The 26595-nt window shown below is 55.9% G+C and carries 13 protein-coding genes; 6 read left to right on the forward strand and 7 right to left on the reverse strand.

The genetic code is table 11. The features are described from left to right. Positions 1-11 precede the first annotated feature (11 nt). Both ahbD and ahbA read left to right on the forward strand, forming a co-directional pair. Positions 12-1256 (forward strand): heme b synthase, encoded by a 1245-nt coding sequence (ahbD, locus tag HNQ38_RS11875; RefSeq protein WP_183721198.1) that lies wholly within the window; start codon positions 12-14, stop codon positions 1254-1256. A 386-nt stretch (positions 1257-1642) separates the two neighbouring features. Next, positions 1643-2098, forward strand: a complete 456-nt coding sequence (ahbA, locus tag HNQ38_RS11880; RefSeq protein ID WP_183721329.1) for a siroheme decarboxylase subunit alpha — start codon at positions 1643-1645, stop codon at positions 2096-2098. A 95-nt stretch (positions 2099-2193) separates the two neighbouring features. Here ahbA and HNQ38_RS11885 read toward each other — a convergent pair whose 3' ends face one another. Next, a complete protein-coding gene (locus HNQ38_RS11885) occupies positions 2194-2418 on the reverse strand; it encodes a hypothetical protein (protein ID WP_183721201.1) in 225 nt (74 codons plus the stop codon). A gap of 333 nt (positions 2419-2751) precedes the next feature. On the opposite strand from HNQ38_RS11885, the gene HNQ38_RS11890 reads away from it, so the two are divergent. Continuing rightward, entirely contained in the window at positions 2752-4905 is a 2154-nt protein-coding gene (locus tag HNQ38_RS11890; protein ID WP_183721204.1) for a methyl-accepting chemotaxis protein, read from the forward strand. 774 nt (positions 4906-5679) lie between these two features. Beyond that, positions 5680-6825, forward strand: coding sequence for a D-alanyl-D-alanine carboxypeptidase family protein (locus HNQ38_RS11895; RefSeq protein WP_183721207.1), 1146 nt, complete (start codon positions 5680-5682; stop codon positions 6823-6825). Between the two features lie 336 nt (positions 6826-7161). Here the strand turns inward: HNQ38_RS11895 and HNQ38_RS11900 are convergent, their stop codons facing one another. The 5 genes from HNQ38_RS11900 to epsC all read right to left on the reverse strand — a co-directional run bounded on the left by HNQ38_RS11900 (position 7162) and on the right by epsC (position 12597). After that, positions 7162-8685, reverse strand: a complete 1524-nt coding sequence (locus HNQ38_RS11900; RefSeq protein WP_183721210.1) for a YifB family Mg chelatase-like AAA ATPase — start codon at positions 8683-8685, stop codon at positions 7162-7164. 35 nt (positions 8686-8720) lie between these two features. Then, positions 8721-9341, reverse strand: a complete 621-nt coding sequence (gene lepB / locus HNQ38_RS11905; protein WP_183721213.1) for a signal peptidase I — start codon at positions 9339-9341, stop codon at positions 8721-8723. Between the two features lie 166 nt (positions 9342-9507). Continuing rightward, positions 9508-10818, reverse strand: a complete 1311-nt coding sequence (locus HNQ38_RS11910; protein WP_183721216.1) for an NCS2 family permease — start codon at positions 10816-10818, stop codon at positions 9508-9510. A 719-nt stretch (positions 10819-11537) separates the two neighbouring features. Continuing rightward, on the reverse strand, positions 11538-11693 hold the full coding sequence (locus HNQ38_RS11915; RefSeq protein WP_183721219.1) for a hypothetical protein: 156 nt from the start codon (positions 11691-11693) through the stop codon (positions 11538-11540). Next, a complete protein-coding gene (gene epsC, locus HNQ38_RS11920; protein ID WP_183721222.1) occupies positions 11686-12597 on the reverse strand; it encodes a serine O-acetyltransferase EpsC in 912 nt (303 codons plus the stop codon). The genes HNQ38_RS11915 and epsC overlap by 8 nt, the downstream gene beginning before the upstream one ends. A 200-nt stretch (positions 12598-12797) precedes the next feature. Here epsC and HNQ38_RS11925 point away from each other — a divergent pair, with 200 nt between their 5' ends. Both HNQ38_RS11925 and HNQ38_RS11930 read left to right on the forward strand, forming a co-directional pair. After that, positions 12798-12983, forward strand: coding sequence for a hypothetical protein (locus tag HNQ38_RS11925; protein WP_183721225.1), 186 nt, complete (start codon positions 12798-12800; stop codon positions 12981-12983). A gap of 433 nt (positions 12984-13416) precedes the next feature. Beyond that, positions 13417-14340 carry an NAD(P)-dependent oxidoreductase gene (locus tag HNQ38_RS11930; protein WP_183721228.1) on the forward strand — a complete coding sequence of 308 codons (924 nt, stop codon included), beginning with the start codon at positions 13417-13419 and terminating at the stop codon, positions 14338-14340. A 175-nt stretch (positions 14341-14515) separates the two neighbouring features. On the opposite strand, the gene HNQ38_RS11935 is transcribed toward HNQ38_RS11930, so the two are convergent. Continuing rightward, positions 14516-26152 (reverse strand): VCBS domain-containing protein, encoded by an 11637-nt coding sequence (locus HNQ38_RS11935; RefSeq protein WP_183721232.1) that lies wholly within the window; start codon positions 26150-26152, stop codon positions 14516-14518. Positions 26153-26595: the final 443 nt, after the last annotated feature.

The following is a 26595-nucleotide window of genomic DNA, read 5'->3' on the forward strand; positions in this document are numbered from 1 at the left end:
GGCTGAAAATAATGAGCAACCATTCGCACCACGCCGGGGGGCACCCCGGCGGTATGCCTGGCAGCGCGGGCAACCCCATCAGCGGCCACCCCGGCCAGGCCTCTGAGCACCCGGCAGGGCATCCGGGCGGTCACCCCGGTGGACAGGCTGGCATTAACGCCCCCATGCGCACTCTTGAAGACGGCAGCCCGGCCTGCCGCCTCATTGCCTGGGAAGTTACGCGCTCCTGCAACCTCGCCTGTAAGCACTGCCGTGCCGAAGCTCACCCGGAACCCTACCCCGGCGAGCTTTCCACGGCAGAAGCCAAGGCCCTTATCGACACATTCCCGCAGGTGGGCAATCCCATCATCATCTTTACGGGCGGCGACCCAATGATGCGGGCCGACGTCTACGAGCTGGTGGCCTATGCCCACAGCAAGGGGCTGCCCTGTGCCTTTTCGCCCAACGGCACCCTTATCACGCCTGAAACCGCGCAGAAGATCAAGGAAGCTGGCGTCAACCGCTGCTCCATCTCCATCGACGGTGCAGACGCGGCCAGCCACGACAGCTTCCGCGGTGTGCCCGGCGCTTTTGAAGCCTCCATGCGCGGTATTGAATACCTCAAGGCCGCAGGTGTGCCCTTTCAGATCAACACCACGGTCACACGCAACAACCTCACAAGTTTCAAAAAAATATTCGAGCTGTGCGAGCGCATCGGCGCGGCAGCCTGGCACATTTTTCTGCTGGTGCCTATGGGCCGCGCCGCAGGCCTTGCCGATCAGGTCATCACTGCTGAAGAATACGAAGAAGTGCTGCACTGGTTGTACGACTTTCGCAAAACCACCAAGATGCACCTCAAAGCTACCTGCGCACCGCACTACTACCGTATCATGCGCCAGCGGGCCAAGGAAGAAGGCATCAGCGTCACGCCCGACAATTTCGGTATGGACGCCGTCACTCGCGGCTGTCTGGGCGGCATAGGCTTTTGCTTTATCAGTCATGTGGGGCAGGTGCAGCCCTGCGGCTATCTTGAGCTGAACTGCGGCAACGTGCGCGAAACGCCTTTTCCCCAGATATGGCGTGAGAGCAAGTACTTTTTGCAGTTCCGCGATCAGTCCTGCTATACTGGCAAGTGCGGCGAGTGCGAATACCACAAGGTTTGTGGCGGCTGCCGTGCCCGTGCCGACAGCATGGACGGCGATCATATGGGTGAAGAGCCGTTGTGTACCTATATTCCCGCCAAAACGCGTAAAAGAAATGCAGAGGGCAAGGCTTAGGAAACTGTGAGTGCCTCCGCAGCGGCCCTGCCCGCCACCAAAGCCACAAGGCTGGCTGGACGCAGACGCCATGCAGGGGCCGCGTTTGAACGCCCTAGTGCATCTGCCAGCTAGAGCATTTTAGCTTTAATAAGGGTTAAATGCTCTGGCGCGGCACAAGAGCGCAGCCGCCGCAACGCGGCATGGGTTCTGCCGGAAATCGCTTTTTCCGGCAGAATGGCAATTTTGAAGTGCAATACATTTCAGAATTAATCTGCTCCAGGTGCGGCAGCAAAGGCACTGCGCCGCCAATCCATTTCAAAGCGTAACTGCTCAGATAAGGAAACGTCATGACCACGCAAGCCCACACCACAACGCCAGTGGATACCCGACAGGATTCGGCCCAGATGGACAGCCTGGACAGACAATTGCTTGATATCATCCAGACGGGCTTTCCCCTGTGCCCCCGGCCCTACGCCGAACTTGGGCAGCGCCTGGGTATTGAAGAACAGGAAGCCCTGGACAGGGTGCGCAGCCTCAAGGCCCGCAAGATTATCCGTCGGCTTGGCGCAAATTTTCAGTCGGCCAAACTTGGTTTCGTGTCCACGCTGTGTGCCGCCAAGGTGCCGCAAGATAAAATGGAAAGCTTTGTGGCCGAAGTGAACAGCAAACCCGGCGTGACTCACAACTATCTGCGCGAGCACGACTACAACATCTGGTTTACTCTTATCAGCCCCTCGGCTGAAGAAACCCAGGCTACTCTGGACGGCATAAGCGCGCAGTCAGGCATACCCATTCTCAACCTGCCCGCCACCAAACTTTTCAAAATCCGTGTGGACTTCCGCATGGACGGCGGCGACTAGAATACGCGGCCTTTAAACAATTTTGTGGGGTGGCCCTTTTGCAAAAGGGCCACCCCACACCTTTGCCCCTACCGTCTAAAATCTCCATTCTTCTTTTACTGCGTCACAAAGAATCTCCTGACCTGAAACAGAAGGCCCAAGCTTGCATCTGCAAGGTGTAACGCTGTTTCGCAGTTGATCTGCCTGTCCGTCCCATCGCAGAATCTTTTCCCTTTTCGAAGATAAAAATCGGTCTTTTGGATTTTTTTTCCATAAGACCGATTTTTTATTTCTTCTCCAATGACATTTTTGTCACGCATTTTCGCTTTCAGCGTCAGCATAACGCCCTCTCAAGCATGTATTTTACGGGCTTTGAGCCGAACCGCAGGGGGTATTTCAGATGCAAAAAGCAAAACATGACCAGAACCATGTGCCCTAAGCTATACCAGTTAATAAACATCCTCTCCTATATAATACCAGCATGTATTAGCAAATATTAAAATAAACATGACAGCCATGTCGCAGCCTGTACAACATTGTCGTGACAGCTTTGTCACTTCTCAATGCGGTATATTTCTGCTTTATCTATTTACTCTAGTCACCAGATTACATCCGTAAAATAGCTCGCAACGTATGCCAATATAGATTCTATATTTAAGGAGAGCACCCCGGCCATGAATATTTCAGTCCGCTACAAAACGCTTCTACTTATTGGAACAACGATAATTGTTGCTTTTGGGGGCTTTGCCCTGCTGCTGCGCAATATGAATGTTATGGAAGACCGCTACATTGCCCAGACCAAAGCCACTGTGGAGCAGCGTATCAACGCTGAAACGCAAAAAATTAACACCTATATGACCGTCACCCAGGATACGGTAGCCGGAATAGCCACCGCAGGTGAAAACCTGCTGCTGGTGCACCAGAATACGGGCATGAATATTGAGGAAGAAGCCAAGGCCTATCTTTTGAGCACCCTTGCACGCTACCCCAAGGCTGTGGGCTGCGGCCTGTGGTATGAGCCGGATCTTTTCTCCGACAATATCAAATTTTTCGGCCCCTACGCCCGTTGGGACAAGGGCAAGCTTGTGATGAGTATGGAGTACGCCACACCAGAGTATAACTATGTGAGCAAACCGTGGTATACGCAGGCCCTGCCCCAGCATTGGGACAGGAAGCAACGGCTTCCGCAAACGGTATACTGGTCAGCGCCGTATCTGGACGATTCCATCGACACGCTTCTTATCACTGTCAGCGGCATCATGTACGGAAAAGACGGGCGCATCATCGGCATATCGTCTCTTGGCGTAAGTATGGAATACCTGCGCGAGGTCGTGGGCAGTATTCACATCACGCCTTCATCATCCGCTTTTGCGGTTGATACGCGCAGCAAACTTATTACGGCTTTTCCCGCAGACAAGGCCGTGCTGCTGCAACCCGTGGACAAACTGCCCTTCAAGGATGCCGCTGCCATACTGAATGCTGTCAAACCTGAAGGCCAGACGCAATTTTCCACAACAGTAGATGGCAAACCAACCACTATTTTTTATAGCGTGTCTCCTACGGGTATGGGCCTTGGCATTGCTGTGCCCGATGCGGAGCTTTACGCCGAAGCCCGAAGCCTGGCCCAGTCCAACCAGAACACAACGCTGATGGCCGCCGGAACACTTTTGGCTCTGTTCTGCATTATCTTTCTTATGCTGAACAAAATCATCATCAAGCCCATTTTGTCCTTGTCGGCCTTTTCGCGCTCTGTGGCCGACGGCAAACTGGATACCCCCGTATCCAACAACTACAAGAGCGAATTTGCCGTGTTGCGCAATGCGATGGCCGCCATGCTGGACAGCATGAAGGAAAAAATGCGCGAGGCAGACCACCGCACAGAAGAGGCACGCATCAGCGCACGAAATGCCGAATCAGCCCAGCAAGCGGCGGAAGAAGCCACCATTCAGGCCCAAAAGGCCCGCAGCGAAGGCATGCGCCAGGCCGCAGGCAGCCTGCGTTCAGTGGTGGCCGTGGTCGATACGGTTTCCGATGAACTTTCAAACAAGGTAAGCGTGTCCAGACAGGGAGCAGAAGCCCAATCCCAACGCGCTATGGAAACCGCCACCGCAATGGAAGAGCTGAGCGCCGCAGTGCTGGAAATTTCTAACAACACCGGAACCGCTGCGCATTTGTCGGAAGAATCGCGCGCCGCCGCAGAACAGGGTGCGGAACAGGTTTCCAGCATTTTGCGTGATATGGATACTGTTCACAAAGACTTCCAGTTCGCCTATGGGGCTGTGGATGATCTGAGCAGCAAGGCCCACGCCATCGGAGCCATTGCCCAAACCATTGAAGATATTGCTGACCAGACCAACCTGCTGGCACTCAATGCCGCCATTGAGGCTGCCCGCGCGGGCGACGCCGGGCGCGGTTTTGCCGTGGTGGCCGACGAGGTTCGCAAGTTGGCGGAAAACACAATGGCCGCCACCAAGGAAGTGGGACAATCCATTACCGGTATTCAGCAGGCAGCCGGGGGAACGCTGACCAGCATGGACCGCACCAAAGAATTGCTGGGGCGGGCCATGAATGATGTGCAGGGGGCAGAGGGCATGCTGCGCCACATTGCCGCCCTGGTCATGCAGTCCTCTGACCAGATCCGCACCATAGCTACCGCAGCGGAGCAACAGTCTGCGGCAACTGAAGAGGTCAATGTTTCCATTGCTGGCATCAGCCAAATTTCTGAAGAAACAACCGCCGCCATGCAGGAAGCCGCCCGTGCGGTTGAGGCCCTGGGCAAGCAGACCACGGCCCTTAAAAATCTGATGGCCGAGCTTGAAAAGGGATAAGGCCACCCAGACAGTGCCATCACGAAATGAATTTTCTTGCTATATCAGCAAAACCGAACCGCCTTCCTGCGTAAGCTTTAATGATACACGCCCATAGCACAAGGGACGTTCAACGCAGAGATAGCCGGAAGGGCGTTCGTGACGGCACTGTCCAGAGCAGAGTATTTTGAAATATGATGCATGCAACGTTGTCATTCTGCCCCAAACACAACCTTGGGCAGAATCACGCCGTGTTGCGGCGCGCTGGCCTCTCCTGCCCTTTCGCGCAATGTGAGAGCAGGTAACAGCGTAAAAAGATTAACAGCGCTGAAAAACTGACAGTCCGGTATAAGCGCCACGAAAATTCCGGGCTATCCTTGGCGGGTAAGCGTGCGGCGGCCGCGCGTTTTCTGCGCTTTGTGTGGCGAGGGTGAATGCATTCATATGCCGCACAAACTATTGCCATGCCGGGTCAACTTTAGTACATCAGCATGAGCGGCACTGTTTAGTAATTATCTATACAAAATCCAGAACTGGTCCATCTGCATGCGTCCGTAAAAAACGGGCTTTTGGATGGGCCAAAATAGAAAAACGGGCAATCCCCTAGCACGCCCGCAAAGCCACCCCTGCGCTTCGCCGCCCCGCGCCGGAAAAAATGCTTTTCAACAGTTAATGAGTAAGATATCCCCGGCATCAGGTATGTTCTTCACGTAATATTCAACGGGGTCAGGGCCAATCTCGCCTTGTTCCGTTCACCTGAATGTCCGCCAATGCGCTACAGCCCAAGGATTGCCCATGACCTGCTTCTTCCGTCGCCTGAAGTACAGCGCGCTTTCGTCCAGCCTTCCACTCTTTTTCATTCTTCTGGCCGCAGCTCTGCTGCACCCCGGCGTAGCCCGTAGCGCTCCAGAGATTCCCCCGCACGGCTCTCTCGAGACCAGTTCCGCCATTTTGTACGATCTGGACCACAATGCCATTCTTTTTGAGCAGAATGCCGACAAGCATATTGCCCCGGCTTCGCTGACAAAGGTACTTTCGATGTTTCTGGCCATGGACCAGATTCGTCAGGGGAGCGTCAGTCTGGACAGCCCCGTGACCGTCAGCCGGGCGGCCGCGCGCACAGGCGGTTCGCGCATGGGGCTGAGTGAAAAGGACAATGTGACTCTTGAGCAACTGCTCATGGGCATGGCCGTTTCTTCCGGCAATGATGCCAGTGCGGCGGTTGCGGAATTTGTGGGCGGGTCCACCCCGGCCTTCGTGACTATGATGAACGCCAAGGCGCAAGCCCTGGGCATGCGCGACAGCCAGTTCCGCAATCCTCACGGCCTGCCAGCCGCCGGGCAATATACCACCGCCCGCGACATGCTTACCCTGGCCCGTGCGTATTTGCAGACCTATCCCGATGCCCTGCGCTTTCACAATACCCACACTATCAGTCACAAGGGCCGCGTCACCTGGAACAAAAATCCCCTGCTCGGCCAATACCCCGGTGCGGATGGCCTCAAGACCGGATGGGTCAATGCTTCAGGCTACAACCTCATCTTTACTGCCAGCCACGGCGACAAACGCCTGCTGGCAGTCATACTGGGCGCGCCGGACTCCCGCACTCGCGGTGTTGAGGCCTTTCGCCTGCTGGATGCCGGGTTTCAGGTTTGCGACAATCGCGCGGCCTCGGTTGTAGCTGCGCTGGACTGCCTGCCCCCAGAGCAGTACAGGCCCGACATGCACAAGACCGCCCGCGAAGCCAGACTCACCTACGGCGGCGCCAACGACGCCCCTGTCAAAAAGATCACCAAGGCTAAAAAGGCGCAGAACAACAAGTCCAAACAGACGGCCAAGGCCAAGCAGCAACCCAAAAAGAAAGAAGCCGCCAAGGCTGGCGGCAAACAGAAGCGCGACTCTGATCAGGCCGCACGGCGCACGGTTGACCGCGCCAGTTAATGCCTTTAACCATTTTGGTGCCTTAAATGCGGTGGTCTGTGACACCCGCCCATTGCAAAAATTTTGTTTTATGGCCAATAAAACGGCCCCTTTCTGGAGGATCTTCAACCTCAAGAAAAGGGCCGTTTCTCATTGCAGTCAAAAAATGTCTCACCAGATGCACGCGGATGCAGCACGTCATATCGTGCCGTGGATGCAGAATAGCAGCTTTAAATGCGAAACATTGCAGCATGCAATCTGTTCAAAATAGTTTTGAAATACGGAGATATCTCTCCGTTTAAGCATTCAGCAGTTCTGCCGGGGCAACGCACCTGAAAAGTATTCACAGGTGCAGAGCTATCCCCTGTCCAGCACCCGCAGGGAAACAGCTTCGGCCAGATGGGCGGCGTCAATGCGTTCCAGACCTTCCATATCAGCGATGGTGCGGGCCATGCGCAACACTCGTGCGCAGGCGCGGGCCGACAGGGCAAGACGGTTTACCGCCGCTTCCATCAAGTCATGCCCGGCAGCGTCAAGCTCACAATGGACGTCCAGCAGCGCGCCGGAAAGCTCCGCATTGCAGCGCGGGCCGTCATCCCCATAGCGCTGCCTCTGCACCGCCCGGGCGGCAAGCACCCTTTCACGCATGGCGGCAGAACTTTCTCCTGCGCGGCTTTGGCGCAAATCCGCATAGGGCACCGCCGGAACTTCCACATGCACGTCGATGCGGTCCAGCATAGGGCCAGACACGCGCGCCTGATAGCGGGCCCGCTGGTCTGGGCGGCAACTGCATTCATGTGTGGGGTCGCCGTGATAGCCGCAGGGGCAAGGATTCATGGCCGCTACCAGCATGCAGGCAGCGGGAAAAATTACGCTGTGCGCGGATCTGGCAATGTGCACAACGCCGCCTTCCAGTGGCTGCCGCAGTGATTCCAGAGCGCTCTTTTGAAATTCTGGCAGCTCATCCAGAAAAAGCACGCCGCGATGGGAAAGGCTCACTTCGCCAGGGCGCGGGTAAGCGCCGCCGCCCACCAGGGCCACGTCTGAAATGGTGTGGTGCGGCGCGCGAAACGGACGCTGGCGCACCAGCCCCTGATGGTCGGGCAATTTACCCGCCACGCTGTAAATCTTGGTGACTTCAAGGGATTCTTCAAAATCCAGCGGAGGCAGGATGGTGGGCAAGCGCTGCGCCAGCATGGTTTTGCCACTGCCGGGCGGGCCAAGCAGCAGAACATTGTGACCACCCGCGGCGGCAATCTCAAGGGCGCGCTTGGCCGCCTCCTGCCCTTTGACCTCGGCAAAATCCAGGCCGTGAACGGGCGGCGGCACCTCGGTATTTTCCGGTTCCGGCAAGGGATCAAGGGGTTCCGCGCCAGCCAGAAAGGCCGCGCACTGCGCTATATTATGGGGAGTATACACGGAAAGCCCGCGCACAACGGCGGCCTCGGCCCCGTTGCCCGGCGGCACGATAATGCCAGCCGCGCCACGCTGGCGGGCCAGCAGGGCCAGTGGCAGAATGCCGCTTACCGGGCGCAGTTCGCCGCTTAACGAGAGTTCTCCGGCCATGAAGAACCGTTGCAGACCTTCGGCAGGAATGCCGCCAGAGGCGGCAAGCAACCCCACGGCAAGGGGCAGGTCATAGCTGGCGCCGCTTTTGCGCCGCCAGGCCGGAGCAAGATTGACAGTAACGCGCGCGGGCGGCAGCTTGAAGTTGGCCGCCCGCAGCGCTGCAAAAACGCGGTCTTTGGCTTCGCGCACCGCGGTCTCAGCCAGCCCCACCATAGTGAAGCCCGGCAGGCCCTGACGCACAAAGTCCACTTCCAGTTCCACGGGATAGGCGTCAACGCCTTCCACGCCGCCGCTGTTCAGCCGGACTACCACCGGGCCTCCTTGCAGTGCATCAACCGCCGTAACGGCTATTCCACCTTTTTGCCCATGCGGTCCCAACGCATATTGTCAAGCCCGCCCCAAGACCAGTAAATACGCCAGGCCTTGGCACGAATGGCGCTGCGGTCCACAAAGCCCCAGAAGCGCGAATCCAGAGAATTGTCACGGTTGTCGCCCATGACGAAATACTTGCCCTCGGGCACCGTTACCGGGCCGAAGTTGTCGCGCACTGGCTCTATGCGGTCAGGCTGGGTAAAGCGGATATAGCCTTCCTTGACGGCTTCGCCATTGCGGAAAAGCTGCTTGCCGCGCACTTCAATGACATCGCCGGGAACACCCACAATGCGCTTGATGTAGTCGACGCTGGGGTCATTGGGATATTCAAAAATGATGATTTCGCCGCGCTGCGGGTCGCTCCCCTTGTAAACATAGTGGTTGGTAAAGGGAATCTTGACGCCGTAGGCAAATTTGCTGGCAAGCAGGTGATCGCCCACAAGCAGGGTTTGCAGCATGGATTCAGATGGTATTTTGAACGCTTGCACTACGAATGTACGAATTACGAGAGCAAGCAGCAGGGCCACAAAAAGTGCTTCGCCATATTCGCGCCACAGGGGCTTTTTGGCAGGCGCAGATCTCAAAAGCGTGGTCATATGGTGCTGTTCCTTATTCTTTATGGCCCTAATGGCCCAATTGCATGCAGGCTGCAAAGTATGCACTTATGCGCCGCCAAAGGCAAGATGAGGTGAAGAATCTTCGTAAAAGCGAAGCCCCGGCGCAGAACGCCGGGGCTTGAATATCGACGGTTGCCGCGCCAGCCTAGGGCAGGCGCAGGGCAAAGTTGATCACAAAGCAGATGGCAATGCAGAGCATCACGATGTTCAGATCCTTGAAGCGCCCGGACAGAGCCTTGATGCCCACCCAGCTCACAAAGCCGAAGCCAAAGCCCGTGGCGATGTTGAAGGTCAGCGGCATGCTGATGATGGTCAAAAACGCGGGCAGCGCCACGGTGAAGTCCTTAAAGCTGATGCGCCCCACTTCCTGCATCATCATCGCGCCCACAATAATGAGCACGGGCGCGGTAGCGTAGGCAGGCACCATGCCCACCAGGGGCGAGAAAAAGAGCGCCAGAAAGAACAGAAAGGCAATGGTGACGGCAGTGAGACCCGTACGGCCGCCCTCGGCCACGCCAGCGGCGCTTTCAAGGTAGCTGGTGGCCGTGGTAGCGCCCAATGCGGCGCTGGCCATAGTAGCCATAGAGTCGGTGATAAGGGCTTTGTCCAGATTTTCGATGTGGCCGTCTTCACGAATGAAGCCAGCTTTTTGCGAAAGACCGATGAGCACGCCCATATTGTCAAAAAGGTCCACCATCGTCAGCGTGAAGATAATGGAAATAAGACCGTGGTGCAGTGCGCCCTTGATATCCATCTGCATAAAAGTTTCAGTGGGCATGGGCAGGCTGGTGGAGAAAATCTGGCCCTGCGGCAAAGGCGTCACGCCAAGCACAATACCCGCCACTGTAATGACCAGAATACCGATGATCATTGCCCCGCGCACGCGCAGCGCCATCAGACCGCCGATAAGAAAAATACCCACCACAGAAAGCAGGGTTTGGGGATTGCCAAGATTGCCCAGCGTCACAAAGGTGGCCGGATCCGCCGCCACAATGCCGCAGCTTTTCATGCCGATAAAGGCAATGAAGGCCCCGATGCCCACCACAATGGCAAACTTGAGGTCCATCGGCACAGCGTTGATGATGAGCTGACGGATGCGCGTAACAGTAAGCAGCAAAAAAACTATGCCCGAAATGAACACTGCGCCAAGGCCCGTCTGCCAGGAATAGCCCGCAGGGCCACAGACGTAGTAGGCAAAAAAGGCAGTAATGCCCAGGCCGGGCGCGACGCCCACAGGAAATTTGGCCCAAACGCCCATCACAAGCGTTGCGATAATGGTCACCCAGATGGTGGATGCCACGGCGGAATCCTTGGGCATACCCGCGTCAGCCAGCATGCTGGGCACCACAAAGATGAGGTAGCACATGGCCATGAAGCTGGTGAGACCGGCCAGCATTTCTCTTTTGACCGTGCTGCCCCTTGCAGCGGGATTGAACAATTTTTCCAGCACACTCATGGCGTTTCCTCCTTACTGTGCGACGCCAAACGGGGTTCGAACATGGGAACCAACCCCAGAAAAAGCTCAAAATACCCAGACGCCCGCCATGCGGGATTACCGTCATTAATTACGCAGTTTACCGCTCAGATTCAGGTATCGAACTCTGGGCAGGCATGGGCATGAGCTTCAACAAACTGTATGGATATAGAGTGCAAGAGCGGTAAAAAAACCGCCCTCGTAATGAAGGCGGCAGGATGCCACATACGGCTTGCCATGTCTACATGCTTTTAGCCGCGCCCTGCCTTGAAAAATGGAAATTCTCCGGCTGCCGGAACAGGTGAAAAAATCGCAATAAATCACGCCTGCCTGTTCTGTGTCAGAGCACGCATCGGACCAGCCATGCACGGCCCAATTTGTGGGTTCACGGCCTGTGCCCCTGTCCCTCGCGGCTGGTATTATCTACACGCCGAACATTTCTTCACGTATCTGTATTTTTGTGAAGGCACGGCGTCCAGCCATACCGCACAGATGCGGTTGGGCAGATGCCCGGCCCAACACCAAAAAAGCTCGCGCTCCAAACCCTTACCAGAATATTTTTAACTGACAGATTTTCAGCTGACAGCTGTTCATTGGCAACAAGAAAAGCGGCCTTCTTCATAATGAATGGGTACTGTTATGTACGCAACCAAGATGAAAAAGACCGCTCACTTACAAGAAAAAACAGAGTAAAAACAGCCTTAACGGCCTACGCCAACACTCGTCTGCATCTGCCCCTTGGGCTGCACGCGCACGCCCTGCCCGCAGCCCGAAAGCACCAGAGGAGCCAGAAAGGCCAGCAGTGAAAGACAGAGCAGAAAACGGCGGCCAGTGCGGCGGGAACCTGCATCAGGCACGCGGGCGCTCCTGAAGAATGCGCGCGCCTTCGGGCACGTCCTGGGTAATCCACACATTACCGCCGATAACCGCGCCCTTGCCAATGGTCACGCGGCCAAGAATGGTGGCCCCGGCATACACTGTCACGCCATCACAAAGAATGGGATGCCTCGGTATGCCCTTGGTCAGGGTGCCGTCCGCATTTTTGGGGAAGGACAGCGCCCCCAGGGTGACGCCCTGGTACAGGCGGCAATTGCGGCCAATAACACAGGTTTCACCAATAACAACGCCCGTGCCGTGGTCAATAAAGAACTCTTCGCCAATGGTCGCGCCGGGGTGCAGGTCAATACCCGTGGCCGAATGCGACATCTCGGATATGATGCGCGGGATCACCGGCACATTGAGTTCATACAGCTCATGGGCAATGCGATGGTGCAGCATGGCCTGCATGGACGGATAACAAAAAATGGTCTCGCCCGGGCTTGTGGCTGCGGGGTCGCCTTCATAGGCGGCCTTGGCGTCGCCCGCCAGCAGCCTGCGAATTTCGGGCAGGCGGTCCATAAAAGCCCCGGCGGCTTTTTCGCCATCAGACTCGCAGGACGTGCAAGGATTGCTGTCGCCCGCGCAGCCAAAGCAGAAACCGCGCACTATCTGCTCGCACAGCATGCGGTAGATGGTGTCGAGATTGGCCGAAAGATGGTAGCGCATGGACTCGCGCCATACCCGCGCGGAACCGAAGTAGCCCGGAAAAATGGCCGCCCGCAGGCGTTCCATAATTTCGGTAAGGTCCTTCAGCGAAGGCATGGCCGCGCCCTGTGCCGGACGGTGCCACACCGCGTCCAGAGACGAAGGATGGCAAAGGCGTTCAACCACGCTGTCCAGCAGGGGCATGGTTGTTGCCTTGAGGTCACGCATTTCACTCATAGTAACATCCTGTGTTTTTCTTTTCTTGTATACCGAACGGCATGCTGCCGCAACACCGCTGCAAAGGCAGTCAGAACCGTAAGAAACACGGGGGCTAAGACGCACAGACCGCGCCAATCAGACATGCGGGTAAACTTTTCCGCCATAACGCCGATAGGTACAGTGTAGCGGGATTAGCCCCCGCTGCAAAGGAGCATGCCATGAATGAAGTACAAATGGGCATGAGCGTTGCCATCAGCCGTGAAGCCCTGAATTTTCAGGCCAGCATGTCTGCTGCCGTTATCAACGGCAGCATCGGCAAGGGTCAGGAAATGCAGGCCCTCATGGACAAGAATGCCGGGTTGGCGGCTCAGGGCATTGGCGGCAAGGTCAATATTGAAGTGTAGGGCATGTTACGCTTGAAATGCCGCAAGGGTTTGCTCTCAGATTCTTGCAGCGGGATGCGTAACGCAAGCCTTGCTTGCCCTTATGCGCCCGTTTCACGCATAGCTGCTTTAAAGCAGAGTAGCTTTGAGTATATATGCTCTCAAAGTTTAAAACACGCCCGCTACGGCGTTAACCGCGCGAACAAATAGCACTTACGCCTCTACGGCGGGTGTCCGCTCACGCAGCCGCCTGAGCATTTCAAAGTGAAAAGGCTCTACTGCCAGCAACGCGCCAGCATGAAGGCCGCAGGTTGAAGCCTGCGGCCTTCATACATCAACAATACTCTGCGTTGACAATTTCCGCTCTTGGAGTAAGCCTGTACGCCACCGACCCGGACGTTTTCATGGGCCCAGCCCAGGCCGGACGGCCACTCCGCCCCCAAGAGGTATTGCTGTGAAAATTCTTGTTACTCCCCGCTCTTTTGGCAAAACCAATCCCGAACTGTTCGACCGTCTGGCGCAAGCCGGGCTTGAGGTCGTGCGCAACGACAGCGGCGGCATCCTTTCCGCTGACATGATGCGTGAAAAGCTGGCCTCCTGCCAGGGCGTCATTCTGGGTGTGGACCCTATGGACGCCTCGGTACTGGCCGCCGCGCCGGAGCTTAAAGCCATCGCCAAGTACGGCGTTGGGCTGGATAATATTGATCTTGAAGCCTGCAAGCAGCGCGGCATCGCCGTGTCACGCACGGTTGGGGCCAACAGCAACGCCGTGGCCGACTACGCACTTACCCTTATGCTGATGGTGGCGCGCAAGGCCGGGCTTATCGACCGCCGCTGCCGCCAGAAAGACTGGAGCAAGATCACCAGCATCGACCTTTTTGGCAAAACCTTGGGCATCATTGGCCTGGGAGCCATTGGCCGTTGCGTGGTCAAACGCGCGCAGGGCTTTGGCATGAAGATTCTGGCCCACGACATCGCGTGGGACGAAGCCTGGGCCAAGAGCGAAGGCGTGGAACGCGCGGATGTGGACCGCATTTGCCGTGAGGCGGATTTCATTACACTGCACACGGTGCTGACGGACGAAACCCGCAATTGCATCAATGCCCAACGCCTTGCCAGCATGAAAAAAACGGCTGTTATCATCAATACCGCACGCGGCGGCCTTATTGACGAAACCGCCCTGCTGGCCGCCCTTCAGGCAGGCAGCATTTACGGCGCGGGCCTGGACGTGTTCGAGCAGGAACCCCCGGCTGATCCGGCATGGTACGAACTGGACAATCTGGTCATGGGGTCGCACTGCTCTTCCTCCACAGCTGGAGCCACCGAAACTATGGGTCACATGGCCGTGGACAATCTTTTGCGGGATCTGGGGCTGTAGCCGCTAGCACTGTTTTATTTTGAGCTGATTTGAAAAAGCTCCAGAGCTTCTGCTCTGGAGCTTTTTTAGGCTATCGTTCTGCCGAGATTGAACTCCGGCAGGGTTCACGCCGCGGTGCAGCAGGCGGCCCGGCCTACCCGGAACCGCACATACTGCCGCTTCAATACTATAATCTCTACCCGTTGGTTGTCGCCATCTGGATTGTGGCTTTGGCTACTGCATCGTCATCCGAATGTGTGCTTATGGAGTAGTCTCCGTTGGACCATACATTGCTGTCGGCGCTCTGGTGCCAGTCATGACTGAGTGTGACGGACTTGTCCGTATCATTGATGGTCACACCTATTTCTGCCAGCGCCTTCAGATTGGTAAGGCAGGAAACGTCGTCACCGCAGATGACAACCTCAACTCCGGTGGCGTTTTTGCTGTCGGCAAAGGCTCCCATATCGGCAGTCGCCACCAGCAGCACGTCGATGCTGTCGTCCACCACGGTTCCGTCGCTGGCCACTGAGCCGCCAAAAATCACATCGTTGGCGTGAAAGACAAAGATATCATTGCCGGAACCGCCGTAGAGGTGATTGGACCCCTCGCCGCCGTCAAGAAAATCATTGCCGTCGCCGCCGTAAAGATGATCGTTGCCAGCATTACCATAAAGGGCGTCATCACCACGACCACCGTAAAGGATGTCGTCGCCAGCGCCGCCGGAAATGTGGTCATTCCCGGAGCCGCCATAGATGATGTCGCTGCCAGCGTCGCCGCCAAGAGTATCATGCCCGCCATTGCCAGACGCGTCAGCCTCTGTGCCAAAAATCAGCTTGCCGCCGTGTCCGTCCCAGTCGTGCACATTGATGTTGAGATGCAGATCTCCTGTGACAGGATTGCCGTGCTCGGCATTGTCCGTGACAGTAAAGCTGAAAGTTTCCTTGAGGACGCCGTATTCCTGATACGCGGCACCCATTTTTGCAATGGAGGCTTCGTCGGTATGCAGCGAGTAGGAGTATTCGCCGTCCGCACCCACATGCAGTGTGCCAAAATCCAGCTCTTTATCGCCAACAGCACTGAAATGCAGCACGCTGCTGTCGGCATCCGTAGCGAGGGTGCCTGACCATGCGTGGAACCCGTCTGGCCCGACCGATAAAAGCACTGGCTCCTGGTTGGTGCCCAGAATATTCACGTTCAGGTCATGATACACGGTTGCGGCATGACCGTCGTTGACGCCCAGAGACAGCCCGAAGGTCTGGTTGCCCACTTCGCCAGCTCTGATGGCTCCTGACAAGGAGGCATCGGGCGTGAACTCGTAGCTCCAGTCCCCGTGGGCATTCTCTGTAAAGGTAAAGACGCCCAGTGCCGCAACGTTGATGTGATCGCCGTTGGTTATGGCGTATTCCTTGCCTTCATACTTGAGAGAAAGGCTGAGGTGATCTGTCTCATCAAAATCGTGGAAAGTGAGGCAGCCGCCACTTTGGCCCGCACTGGCATCCACTGCGTAGGTAGCCGTATCAATGACCGGAGCATCGTTAGCGCCGACGAGACCCAGCTTCAGTTCCTGCGTCGCCATTGCGCCAACCGCGTCTTTTACCACAACGGTAAACGTGCCGATGTGCTCTGTCTGCGGCGAGCCATCCTCATTCAAGCCCAATGACTTCAGCTTTTCCTTGCCGTCATCATTCAGCTCAAAAGAGTATTTTCCATCATTGTCTATGGTGAGAGTGCCGTAGCCGTTCACCACATACTTGCCGTTTTCAACATGCGTTAAGCCGCTTCCCTGAACAGAATACGTCAGATTGTCGCCATCGGCATCGGCGGCAACAATCGTGCCGCTGGTCGTATATGTTTTGCCATCGTCTGTGATGCTCGTATCCACGGGGGCAGTTGTAATCGTGGGAATACTGTTGGTTCCCGTGATGGATACCGTAAAGTCGGCAGAGGCGCTGCTGTTGTCCGTTCCGCTTTGGTCATCAGCATTGATGCTGACCGTGATATCCAGCTTTTCGCCCTTGTTGATCAGGGCCAGGGAGTCCACATCGCCCACAAAACTGTATTTGGCGCTGCCGCTGTTGGAGCCGCCCGCGTTCTCCAGTTCCATATGGCCCATCTTTACAGCGCCTTCAGTGCCAGGAGCGCACTGCTTCCAGCCACTGCCGTCCTTGACCGCCCAGATATCCAGATGCGTGTGGTCGCTGTCGCTGCCATCCACCGCACGTAAATCGTGGCCATCGACCTTTCCGCCAAGGGAGAGATTCACCTCATCCTTGGAATCCACGTCCTTGAATTCCAGCTTACCACCCACGGTGTAGTCTGTGCCAAAGTCGCTATGCGTGAGATCGCGCAGCGCGCCAGAACCTGCGGCTCCGCTTCCATCGGCATTGTGCAGGCTGATAACCGGGGCGTCGTTGGTGCCCGTGATGGTGATGGGCAATTCCGCAGTAGCCTTACCATCGTGGCCATCACTTACCTGGATGGTAAAAGAGATGTCCTTTGTTTCGCCATCACCAAGAGCCTGCACCGTCGAGCTGCTGGTGTTGAGATGGAACTCGTAGCTGCCGTCCTTACCCATAATAAGGGTGCCGAGCTTTTCTCCACTTTCTTTATCAATATAATCTTGCATGCCCGTGGCGCTGCCAATAATGGTGTAGCTGAGGCCATCCCTGGTGACGCCGTCGCTGGCCACATCGGGATCTGCGCCCACAACTTTGCCTGTCACGACCATCTGTGCGCCGCCGTCTTCAACTACGGTGTGTGCAGAGCCTTCCGCCAGCATAATCTTGCCATCCGCGCCCGTAAGTGTCGGGGCGTCATTGGCATAGTCGAGCCTGGCTTTCAGGTCGACTGTGACTTTATCATCAGAGGTGGCGCCATTGGAAAGCGTCAGCTTTGCCGTATCTTCCACAACGCCGCTGTAGTTGGTGCTGTCCGCATCTTTGGGCGCGGCGTACGTATAATCAAACTTGCCGTCAGCGCCCTTTGTGATGGTGAAGACACCGCCCTTTTCACCCACAACAGTGTAGGTTCCGTCACCATTATCAGTGAGGTTTTTACCGGCGCTAGGCGTGAGCTTATCCGTTTCGCCTGCGTCAATATCGGCCACCTTGAAGGAACCCGCAGGATCCGTGTGTTCCCATACGCCACCCGCCTGCTGTTTCAAGGTCACAGTGTCATCCTGAGAAATCACATACGGAGCGTCATTGGTCCCCTTGACGGTGATGGTAATAGTGGACTCTTCGCCCTTGCCATTCCTGACAGTAAATACCTGCTTGATCTGATCGTTCGCCGTCAGTTCCTGCACTGCCCTGCTGTCATTGTTAAGCGTATAGGTATACTCCCCATTGGGCAGCAGGGTAACGGTGCCGTAGTCGGTAACAATGCTTCTGGCGCTGAGGCCCGTTTCTACATTGCCGCCTTGCGTATATCCTGTAAGGCGCAGGTCCAGGTCCGTGCCATCGCCCATATCGCCAGCAGCATTGAGGGTTTTGTCTTCCTGCACTTCTGATTCGCGCCCGGTCAGCGCCATAGCGTCGCCGCCCGTGCCGCCGCCTGTACCGCCGCCCGGAATGGGTTTGGCTGTAATGACCACGGGGATGGTTTTATCGGCCACGGCATTGTGCGGGTCGCGCACATAGATTTCAAACTTTTCAGTTACGGACGAACTGACATTCTCGTCCAGCACATAGGTGTAGTTGCCATCAGGCTGAACAATCAAAGTTCCGTACTCGCCCTTGTAGCTCTGCACCACGTTGCCAGCCTTATCCACAAAGAAGAACTTCAGACTGGCATGGGAGTCATCAACATCGGTGGCATATTTGGACACATCGCCCGTGGCGGGGATGAGCGCAGTAGCGGAGTTGGCAATGCCTTCGCCTGTAAACGTACTTGGAGCATGGTCGGCAATGAGCTTTTCCAGAGCGCTTTGAGCGGCCGGATCAGCAGAAATGCCCTGGAGCATTTTGTTTGCTATTGATGCATTATATATCGTTACATCTTTCAGCCAAGAATTCATGTCGTTAGAATTATAGATATCAACAAGATCAAACCGACCATTAACGGCCTTTACAAGCCAACTGGACGGGTCAAACCCAGGATAACCACCATGACTGGCTCTGTAATCAGCCTGCTTATGGGCTTCTGCAACAATAAATTGCTCAAAAACTGAGGATGTCCAGTCAATTTTACTGACATCAGCAACTGTAGCAGATTCCTTGGCAACCATGCTATCTTTCAGCGCCTTGGAAGCTTCGGAGTCCGCACGGATGGCATCTAAAATTATGTTGCCTTTCGCCTCACTATACCAAGTGTCCTTCATACCTATCCAGTTCGCAATATCCGTCTGGCTGTAGGCTCCACTAATAAGCCAATAGGGAGGGTCCTCAGGAGCCATAGCCTTGAGGGCCTTTATGAGCCAACTGTCCGAGTCAAACTGATGGTGACTCTTATTGTAGGCAATCTGCTCCAGAGCCTCTTTTTGGATAAAGTCGCCCAGAATCATAGACCGCCAACTGATTGTGCTGATATCAACATCCGCACTGATTGTGGGCAAACCACTTACTACCGGGGCATCGTTGGTTCCATTGATGGTGATGACCAGATTCTGGGTGATATCCGCGCCAGTAGTCTCGTGTTCAAGGGTTACAGGGATGGTGACGGTTATGGACTGCCCAGCCTGAAGGGAATCATAGGCTGTGTTATCCGTCGCACTTTTTTCGAAAGCGTAGTTGCCGTCGCTGTCTACAGTTATGGTGCCATAGCCTTTGACAGTGTAGCTATGCCCATCCGCGCTACGCTCGATCTCTGGCGTTGAGGGCTTGTCGCCGTCGGAGCTGGCCGAGACCTTGGCCTCGCCATACCTGTAATCATTGGCCTTATACGTATCGCTCGTGTCGGGGTCGTGCCAGTCGAGCTTACCGCTCATGCCACCGCTGTTCACGGTTTCATTGGCGCCCAGTTTTTCCGTATCGCCCTGCCAGTGCAGGATGCCCTTCACGTTGCCCGCAACGCCGTCTTCCGTAATGGTCAGGCTGTTATTGGTCAAACTGCCCGCGTTATCTTGCCCGTTGATGGTAATTTCAATGGGCTTGATCTCGGAATAGGCACCGTTAGCATCCTTCACGCGCACATAGAAGACATCGGTAACAGAACTGCCCTCGGCAAGGTGTGTAAGGTCTACCGTGCGTTCGTATTTGTATTCGCCCGTGGCCTGATCGAGGGTCAGACGGCCATACGTGCCCTGTATGACAGGACTGTCGCTGTTAAGGTTGAACAGCTTTTCATCGTTAAGATTGCCGTCAGTCTTGAGCCCTGCAATCTGTTCTGCTGTCAAAGCATCCGTTGCCGTCACCAGCGAGAAGGTAAAGCCCTTGGACACGGCTTCGTAGTTATCTGCACCGCTCTTATGGCCGACGCCCTGCTCAAAATCGGCGACCTCAACCCGGCCCACCAGATTATTGCCAGTGGTGTTTTCAGTAATTTCGATATGGCCGCCCTTGAGGCTGTCCACATCAATGGTGGGTCTGTCGTTAGCGCCAGTGATGGTGACTTTGACCGGAGCTTCAGACACGACCTTGTCCGCGACGGTATCCTTGATGAGCACCGAAAAACCATCAGTGGTCTTGTCACCAAGGTTCATCTTCTGCACATCTTCGTTCGTATTGTCCACGGTGTATTCGTACTTGAAGCCACCAGCGGAATCGCGCGTGATGGACAGAGAGCCCAAATCCATCTTGATAGTAACGGTGTTACCGTTCTTGGCTTCAGCGTCGGCCATCAGCTTGTTAAGATCATGTTCCTCTGCGCCGACCTTGATGACGTAGTGCAGCTTTGTGCCTTCAGTATTCGGGGGACTGTTCAGCTCCGCCTGATCCTTGGCATCGGTATCTGTGGCATGGATACGCCCACTGGCTGTGGGAACGCCTTCGCTGCCGTCCTTGTATTCTCTGGCGTCGACATCACTCACTGTACTCTTGGGCTTCACGCCGGATTCAATGAGCTTGAGATCCTGGTTCAACGCTTTCGTGTCAATAAAGGTGGGATCGTCGCCGCCCCTGATGGTCAAGGTGACATCTCCGCCCTGCGTATCATACGCGCCCTTGGGATCACGCACTGCGACCTTGAAGGATATATCCCTGGTATCCGTTTCACCCATAGCCTTGACTGTGGGGGAATTGTTATTCAGCGTAAAGGTATAGGTTCCCTTGTCGCTGTTGCTGCTCATATTCAGCTCGCCAAGGTAATCTACTAGGGGCTTTGTAGCGGTAAGACTGCCGTCAAGCCCCACATAGAACTTTGTGGCGACCGTGCTGCCATCTCCTCCGACAAAAAAGAACTCCAGCCTGGACTGATCGTTGGCGTCCACGTCGGTAGCTGTGACGGTTCCAGAGATCACAGTATTGGCAGAAGGATCAAGATTCTGCGTTATCTCATGGCCCGCCGTCCATTTCGGCGTTTCCAGCACTGGGGCGTCATTGGTGCCCTTGACCGTGATGGTGATGGCGTTGGAAAACAGTGTGCTGCTGTTGCCGTCGCTGGCGCTCACCGAGAACGTGACATTATGAAGCTGCCCCTCACCCAGAGCGTTGACCTCTTTACTGTCCATATCAAGCACGAAGGTGTAGGAGCCATCGCTCTTGAGATAGAGGGTGCCGTAGGCGTTCGTGATGGCCGTACTGTTGCTGGCGGTGTAACCAGCAGGAGCACCATCAGGGAAGTTTTGAGAAGCGCCGCCCAGTTCGTATGTGAGCGCATCGCCTTCGTAGTCCCTGGCTTCTACCGCACCAGTGACATTCTGCTTATACGTGCCTGCGTCAGGGTCGTTGGCGTTAGTCTCAGTAACGTTATTGAGCTCGTTCGGATTAAGGGTACCCGAAATGTTCTCCGCACTGTACACGCCGTCATCCTTGACGGTACCGAAGCCGTATTTGCTGAGTTCATAGGGCGCATCATTGGCGCCAGTAATGGTCAGATTGACGGATTCGTGGGCATACGCCCCCTTGTCGTCCACCACGGCCACGTTGAAGCTCAATGACTTTGTGTCGCCCGTGCTCATCTTCTGCACGACCGGGCTGCTGTTATCCAGCGTGAAGGTATAGGTGCCGTCAGCGCCCATAGTCAGGGTGCCATAGGTTTCGCCGCTAACCTGGGTAGCGGAAAGCTTGAGTCCGGCTGCGCCATCGCTCACCACATAAAGAGTGCTGTGCAGGGCAGCGCCATCAAGGGTTCCTTGCGCGCCGTCAAGGGTGAGGTGATAGCTGAGGGTATCGCCCTTATCCACGTCCTCGCCGTGCACCTTTCCACTGGCGGAAACGATACCGGATGCTCCGCCAAGAGCGGCTTCAGTAACGCTGAGGCTATCCGTATGTGCTGTGATTGCAGGCTGTTCGTTGCTGCCCTTGATAGTAATTTCAATAGGCGTGGCGCTGGTGACAGGATTGGCTACATGAGCATCACTGACCGTGGGGTACACTTTAAGCGATACGGATTCGCCTTCGCCAAGCTTGTCTGCCGGGCTGCCCGCCGCGTCATTGAGCACAAAGGTATACTGCCCCTTCTGGCCGCCCGATCCGTCGGCCACGGATTCCATTTGCAGCGTGCCGAAGTAGGCGTTGCTGGCGGGCTGTTCCGTCACAAAGGTAAAGGAACCGTCAGCATTGATGGCCGTAACGTACACAACGCCGTTGATAGGGCCGCTGCCGTTGGCATTCTGCGCAAGGCCGAAAGACAGGTGCGCCATATCACCAGTGTCTACGTCAGAGGCGGTAACTGTGCCAACAAGCGTTTGCTTGTGGTCTGCGGGACTGGTGTTTTCGCGCGCATCAAGAACGTTGCTTCGGCCGCCTCCGTAAAATACGCCCGCTTCCTTTACCCAGCCGCTTTCCACGGAAGTGAACTCCGGCGCGTCATTGGTGCCGTGAACCTGCACGGTCAGGGGCTTTGTGGTCCATGCGCCAAACTCGTCCTTGACCAGAACGGTAAAGACGTCCGAACCGGTCTGACCTTCCGCAAGCTTGTCGGCCTTGCCGCCAATGGAGCTATCCACGCTGTAGGAAAGCGCGCCAGTGCTGGTATTGAGGCTCAAGGTGCCGTAGTCGCCCTTCATTGTGATGACATCACCTGAAGCCGTATAGCTTACCTTGCCCGCCATTTCTGCGGGAGCCTGCCCCTGCGCTTCCAGCACAGTGCCGCTGCCCAGACCGAACTGCAGCTTATGGCCGTAGTCCACGTCGTCGCCCACGGCTTTACCCAAGGCATAGGTAACTTCGCCGCCAGCTCCGTTCACATTGGTATTGTTGCCCTCGGCAACTTCAAAGCGACCTTCGCTGGCATTGTAGTGCTGCAGAGCCTCCAGTGAAAGCGTGGGCTTATCGTTGGTTCCTTCAACGCGGATATTGAGCATATGCTTGGCGCTTGCGCCGTGCTCATCCGTGGCCACGCTGCGGAACCTGAAGTCAAAAAACTCGCCGTTGGCAAGTTTGTTAGCCACGCTGCCAGCGCTGTCGTCCAGTTCAAAGGTGTATTTACCAGTGACACAATCGAGAGTGATGGTGCCCACGTTGGTCTTAATCACCTGCGACGTCAGCGCATTATTGCTGTCCCGGGTTTCCTGCACGTCATCAATGGTGACCCCAATGGTGCGGGTGCCGCCGTCGGCAGCCTTAACGGTGGCCTCAAAGGGCGAACCAGCCTTGAGCCACTGCGTGTTGTTGCCGTCGTTGAGGTCCAGCGAATAGCGCAAGGTGCTGCCATTGTCCGCGTCAGTAAAACTTCTGCTGAGATCGTCGGAATCGTTGAGGCGGTATTCTCTGGGGAAGACGTACCCATTGTTGGGGTCGGCGTTGCCGGGCCTGTCGGGTGTATCGGCAACAGTAGGATCATTGCCGTTGAACACGCCACGCTCACGCACTGTAATGGAATTCCACTGTCCATTATACTGCGGCGCGTCATTGGCGCCGTTGATGGTCAGCGACACGTTCTGCACAGCGTACGCGCCCTTGTCGTCACTGGCGGCCAAAGAGAAGTTCAGGGTATGACTCTGCCCTTCGGCCATGCTGTTCACCGCGCGGGAATCATTGAAAAGCGTGAAGGTATAGTTGGCCGTCTTGCCCGTTGTATCCGTTGCGTCAGGATTGATGACTATCATGCCGTAGTAGTTGTCATACGCGGCTGTGCCCTGAACAGGGGGCACATCAGTCACCACCAGTTTGCCCGCAGTATCTCCGCTGCCCATGACAACATAGAGCGTGCCGGAAGCCGTGTTTTCGCTCCAGCTTACGGTTTTGCCGTCCTGGTGCACAAGGCCGAAGGTTATGGTGTCGTTACTGTCCATATCCGTCACGGCAAAAACGCCAGAAACCGCTGCCGCTTCGTGAGGATGATCCGCACCCTGCTCACTGACGGCAATAGAGGTAACGGTTCGCGCCAAATCCACCTGCGGAGCTTCATTGGAACCGTGGATGGTTATGGTGATAGGAGTGCTGCTGGTAACGGATTTGGCATTAACGTCATTGGCGTCCAGAGCATCACTGACGGTGGGGTACACTTTAAGCGCTACGGATTCGCCTTCGCCAAGCTTGTCTGCCGGGCTGCCCGCCGCGTCATTGAGCACAAAGGTGTACTGCCCCTTCTGGCCGCCCGATCCGTCAGCCACGGATTCCATTTGCAGCGTGCCGAAGTAGGCGTTGCTGGCGGGCTGTTCCGTCACAAAGGTAAAGGAACCGTCAGCATTGATGGCCGTAACATATACAACGCCGCTGACAGGGGCGCTGCCATCGTCATGCTGCGCAAGGCCGAAAGACAGATGCGCCATATCGCCTGTGTCCACATCACTGGCGGTAACCGTGCCAACAAGGCTCAACTTGTGATCTGCGGGATTGGTATTTTCGCGCGCATCAAGAACGCCGCCCAGACCGCCAGCATAAAAAACACCAGATTCCTTGACCCAGCCGCTCTCCACCGAGGTGAACTGAGGCGCATCATTGGCGCCGTCAATGCGGATGGCGATGTTCGTGCTGTTCCACGCGCCGTGTACGTCCTGCACCACAGCGGGCACCGTGATGTTCAACCCTTCCGATACATGGTTGTCATCCAGCGCCTGCACGCACGGGGCGTCATTATTGAGCGTGAAGGTGAATTTGCCGTTGACGGTGTCTGTCATGGTTATGACGCCATAGTAATTACCGTCGGCAGGAGCAGTGGTTGAAAGCGCGTAACCGCCATTTTCCGGCACAACATACAGCGCATCCACACGCACGCCGTCATGGTTGAAGCCGTACACGAGGTCATTGCCGTCATTGTCAACGTCCACACCGTGAAGCTGGCCGTTGGCAATGGTTACCCCGCCGTCTTCGGCCAGGGTGATGACTTCGGGCGCACCTGCGAAATATGGCTGTTGGTTGCTGCCCACGATGGTGATGTCAATGATGTTATCCGAGCCAGAAGGGCTCGACACGTCATGGCCGCCGCGCAGAACGTTGGGCATGCTGTCCGTTGCGCCGTGAATGTCGGTAACGCTAGGCGTGAAGGAAACTGTGAGCTTTTCACCCTCGGAAAGCTTGTCAACGGAGCCTCCGGTTGTGGTGTCGAGATCAAACCGGTAGGTGCCGTCAGCGGTATTCACATACAGCTTGCCGTACTCAGTTGAATACACCTTGGTGAATGGCAGCGAATCCGTGGGGATTATGGCAGTGCCAACAGGCAAGGCCACGTCCGCGCCGTTTACGCGCATGGCGGAAATATCAAAGGGATTGTCACCAAGACCGTCGTTGTCGGGATCGTGCGCCTCAATGCGGCCCACCAGGCTCTGCGTTCTGTGTTCGCCATCGCCCACGCCATCGGTAGTGATGGCCCGGTTTTCAGGAGCATCGCCGGGCTGCCTGGCCCCAAGATCCGTTGAGCGGCCGCCAGAGGCCCATACGCCCTCACCCTTCAGCGTCAAATCGGTCACGCCCGAGATGTCCGGCGCATCGTTGGATCCCGTAATAACAGCATTGATAGGCTGGCGCACAATGTGCCCCATACCGTCGTTTATTTCGATAACAATGCCGTCTGTATGAACTTCGCCCTTGGACAGCTTGTCCACAAGGCTGTCAGGGTCCTGCTTGAGCGTGTATTCGAAATCAAACGTGATGTTGGAGCCGCTGCCCTTGGGCGTGATAACCAGCGTGCCGTAGTCGCTCGCAATGGTCGTCGGGCCAGCAAGACTGACGCTGACGGCCCTGCCTCCCATATTTACAGTGGCGGTGAGGCTGTCGCCGTCCGGATCATTGACGGTGAAACTGCCGCGCATGCTGGGCACGCCGCGTACTTCGCCGCCAGCGCCGTTCCAGCCATCTTCAAGCAGGCTCAATGTGATAGGCGCGCCAGCAGTATTGAGACTGGGAGCGATGTTGGCAATGGTGCCATAGGCCCATTCGTCCGTCGGCTGTTGACCCTCAAAGGCCAGACGGTAATCGAGTTCGTTGAGGTGCCAAGTGCCTTCGGCAAGATTCATATTGGCGAGATCGCTGTAGCGTGCTGCACGCTCGGCACTGGTCGAAGGCCCGGCGGCAGGCGCAAGGTCAGGCCCAAAAGCCTGAAAAAAATCAGCCCCGGCGATCAACTGCCCGTCAATCTGAAACTCCGGCATCTCTTCTTTGTTGTATGCCGTATAGAAGTCTTGCAATTCGATTGAAGCGCCGTCGCCAAACTGGAAAAACAGGCTATCCGAGCCTTCGGGCCGGTTAATAGCTACCTGATCGGCTGGAAAATCCAGAACCATGCGGGCATCGGGGGTGCTGGGCACGGAAATATGTTGTCCTGCGGCCGGGCGGGAGAGCTTTACGTCTGCCATGTGAATGCACCTTTTATTACAGACTTCTTTTATAGGAAATCTGCTTTTTATTGAAATACGTACAGAAATAAAAAGGGCTATACCCGCAACAAAAACTGTTGCGCAGTAAAGGCAATGCAAAAAAGGCACCAATATAGTGGAGAAGGGAGAAAGAGAAATCTTTCGCGCAAAAGAACATTTCCGCGCAGTGCAACAAAAAGCACTTCGCGAAGTTCTTCTCGAATATCATGGCCTTATAGAAAGTAAAAGGCCGTATGATTCAGTAAGGCACGTGGGGAAATCCAGAGGCGACTTCCGCTACAAGAACACAAACAAAGATGAAGCTGGCCATAAAGCAAGCCTCAGATATTATAAACAATAGTTCCTGTTCTTGGCGAACCGAATCTAACGTCACGCCTATATACATGTCAAGAATTTAAATTCATACAGTATATTTTTTAATC

Source organism: Desulfovibrio intestinalis, assembly GCF_014202345.1.
Lineage (GTDB): Bacteria > Desulfobacterota > Desulfovibrionia > Desulfovibrionales > Desulfovibrionaceae > Desulfovibrio > Desulfovibrio intestinalis.

Bases quoted from the DNA above. Each gene is read 5' to 3' on its own strand.
- ahbD (WP_183721198.1), top strand. From the start codon at position 12: ATGAGCAACCATTCGCACCACGCCGGGGGGCACCCCGGCGGTATGCCT.
- ahbA (WP_183721329.1), top strand. From the start codon at position 1,643: ATGGACAGCCTGGACAGACAATTGCTTGATATCATCCAGACGGGCTTT.
- HNQ38_RS11885 (WP_183721201.1), bottom strand. From the start codon at position 2,418: ATGCTGACGCTGAAAGCGAAAATGCGTGACAAAAATGTCATTGGAGAA.
- HNQ38_RS11890 (WP_183721204.1), top strand. From the start codon at position 2,752: ATGAATATTTCAGTCCGCTACAAAACGCTTCTACTTATTGGAACAACG.
- HNQ38_RS11895 (WP_183721207.1), top strand. From the start codon at position 5,680: ATGACCTGCTTCTTCCGTCGCCTGAAGTACAGCGCGCTTTCGTCCAGC.
- lepB (WP_183721213.1), bottom strand. From the start codon at position 9,341: ATGACCACGCTTTTGAGATCTGCGCCTGCCAAAAAGCCCCTGTGGCGC.
- HNQ38_RS11910 (WP_183721216.1), bottom strand. From the start codon at position 10,818: ATGAGTGTGCTGGAAAAATTGTTCAATCCCGCTGCAAGGGGCAGCACG.
- epsC (WP_183721222.1), bottom strand. From the start codon at position 12,597: ATGAGTGAAATGCGTGACCTCAAGGCAACAACCATGCCCCTGCTGGAC.
- HNQ38_RS11925 (WP_183721225.1), top strand. From the start codon at position 12,798: ATGAATGAAGTACAAATGGGCATGAGCGTTGCCATCAGCCGTGAAGCC.
- HNQ38_RS11935 (WP_183721232.1), bottom strand. From the start codon at position 26,152: ATGGCAGACGTAAAGCTCTCCCGCCCGGCCGCAGGACAACATATTTCC.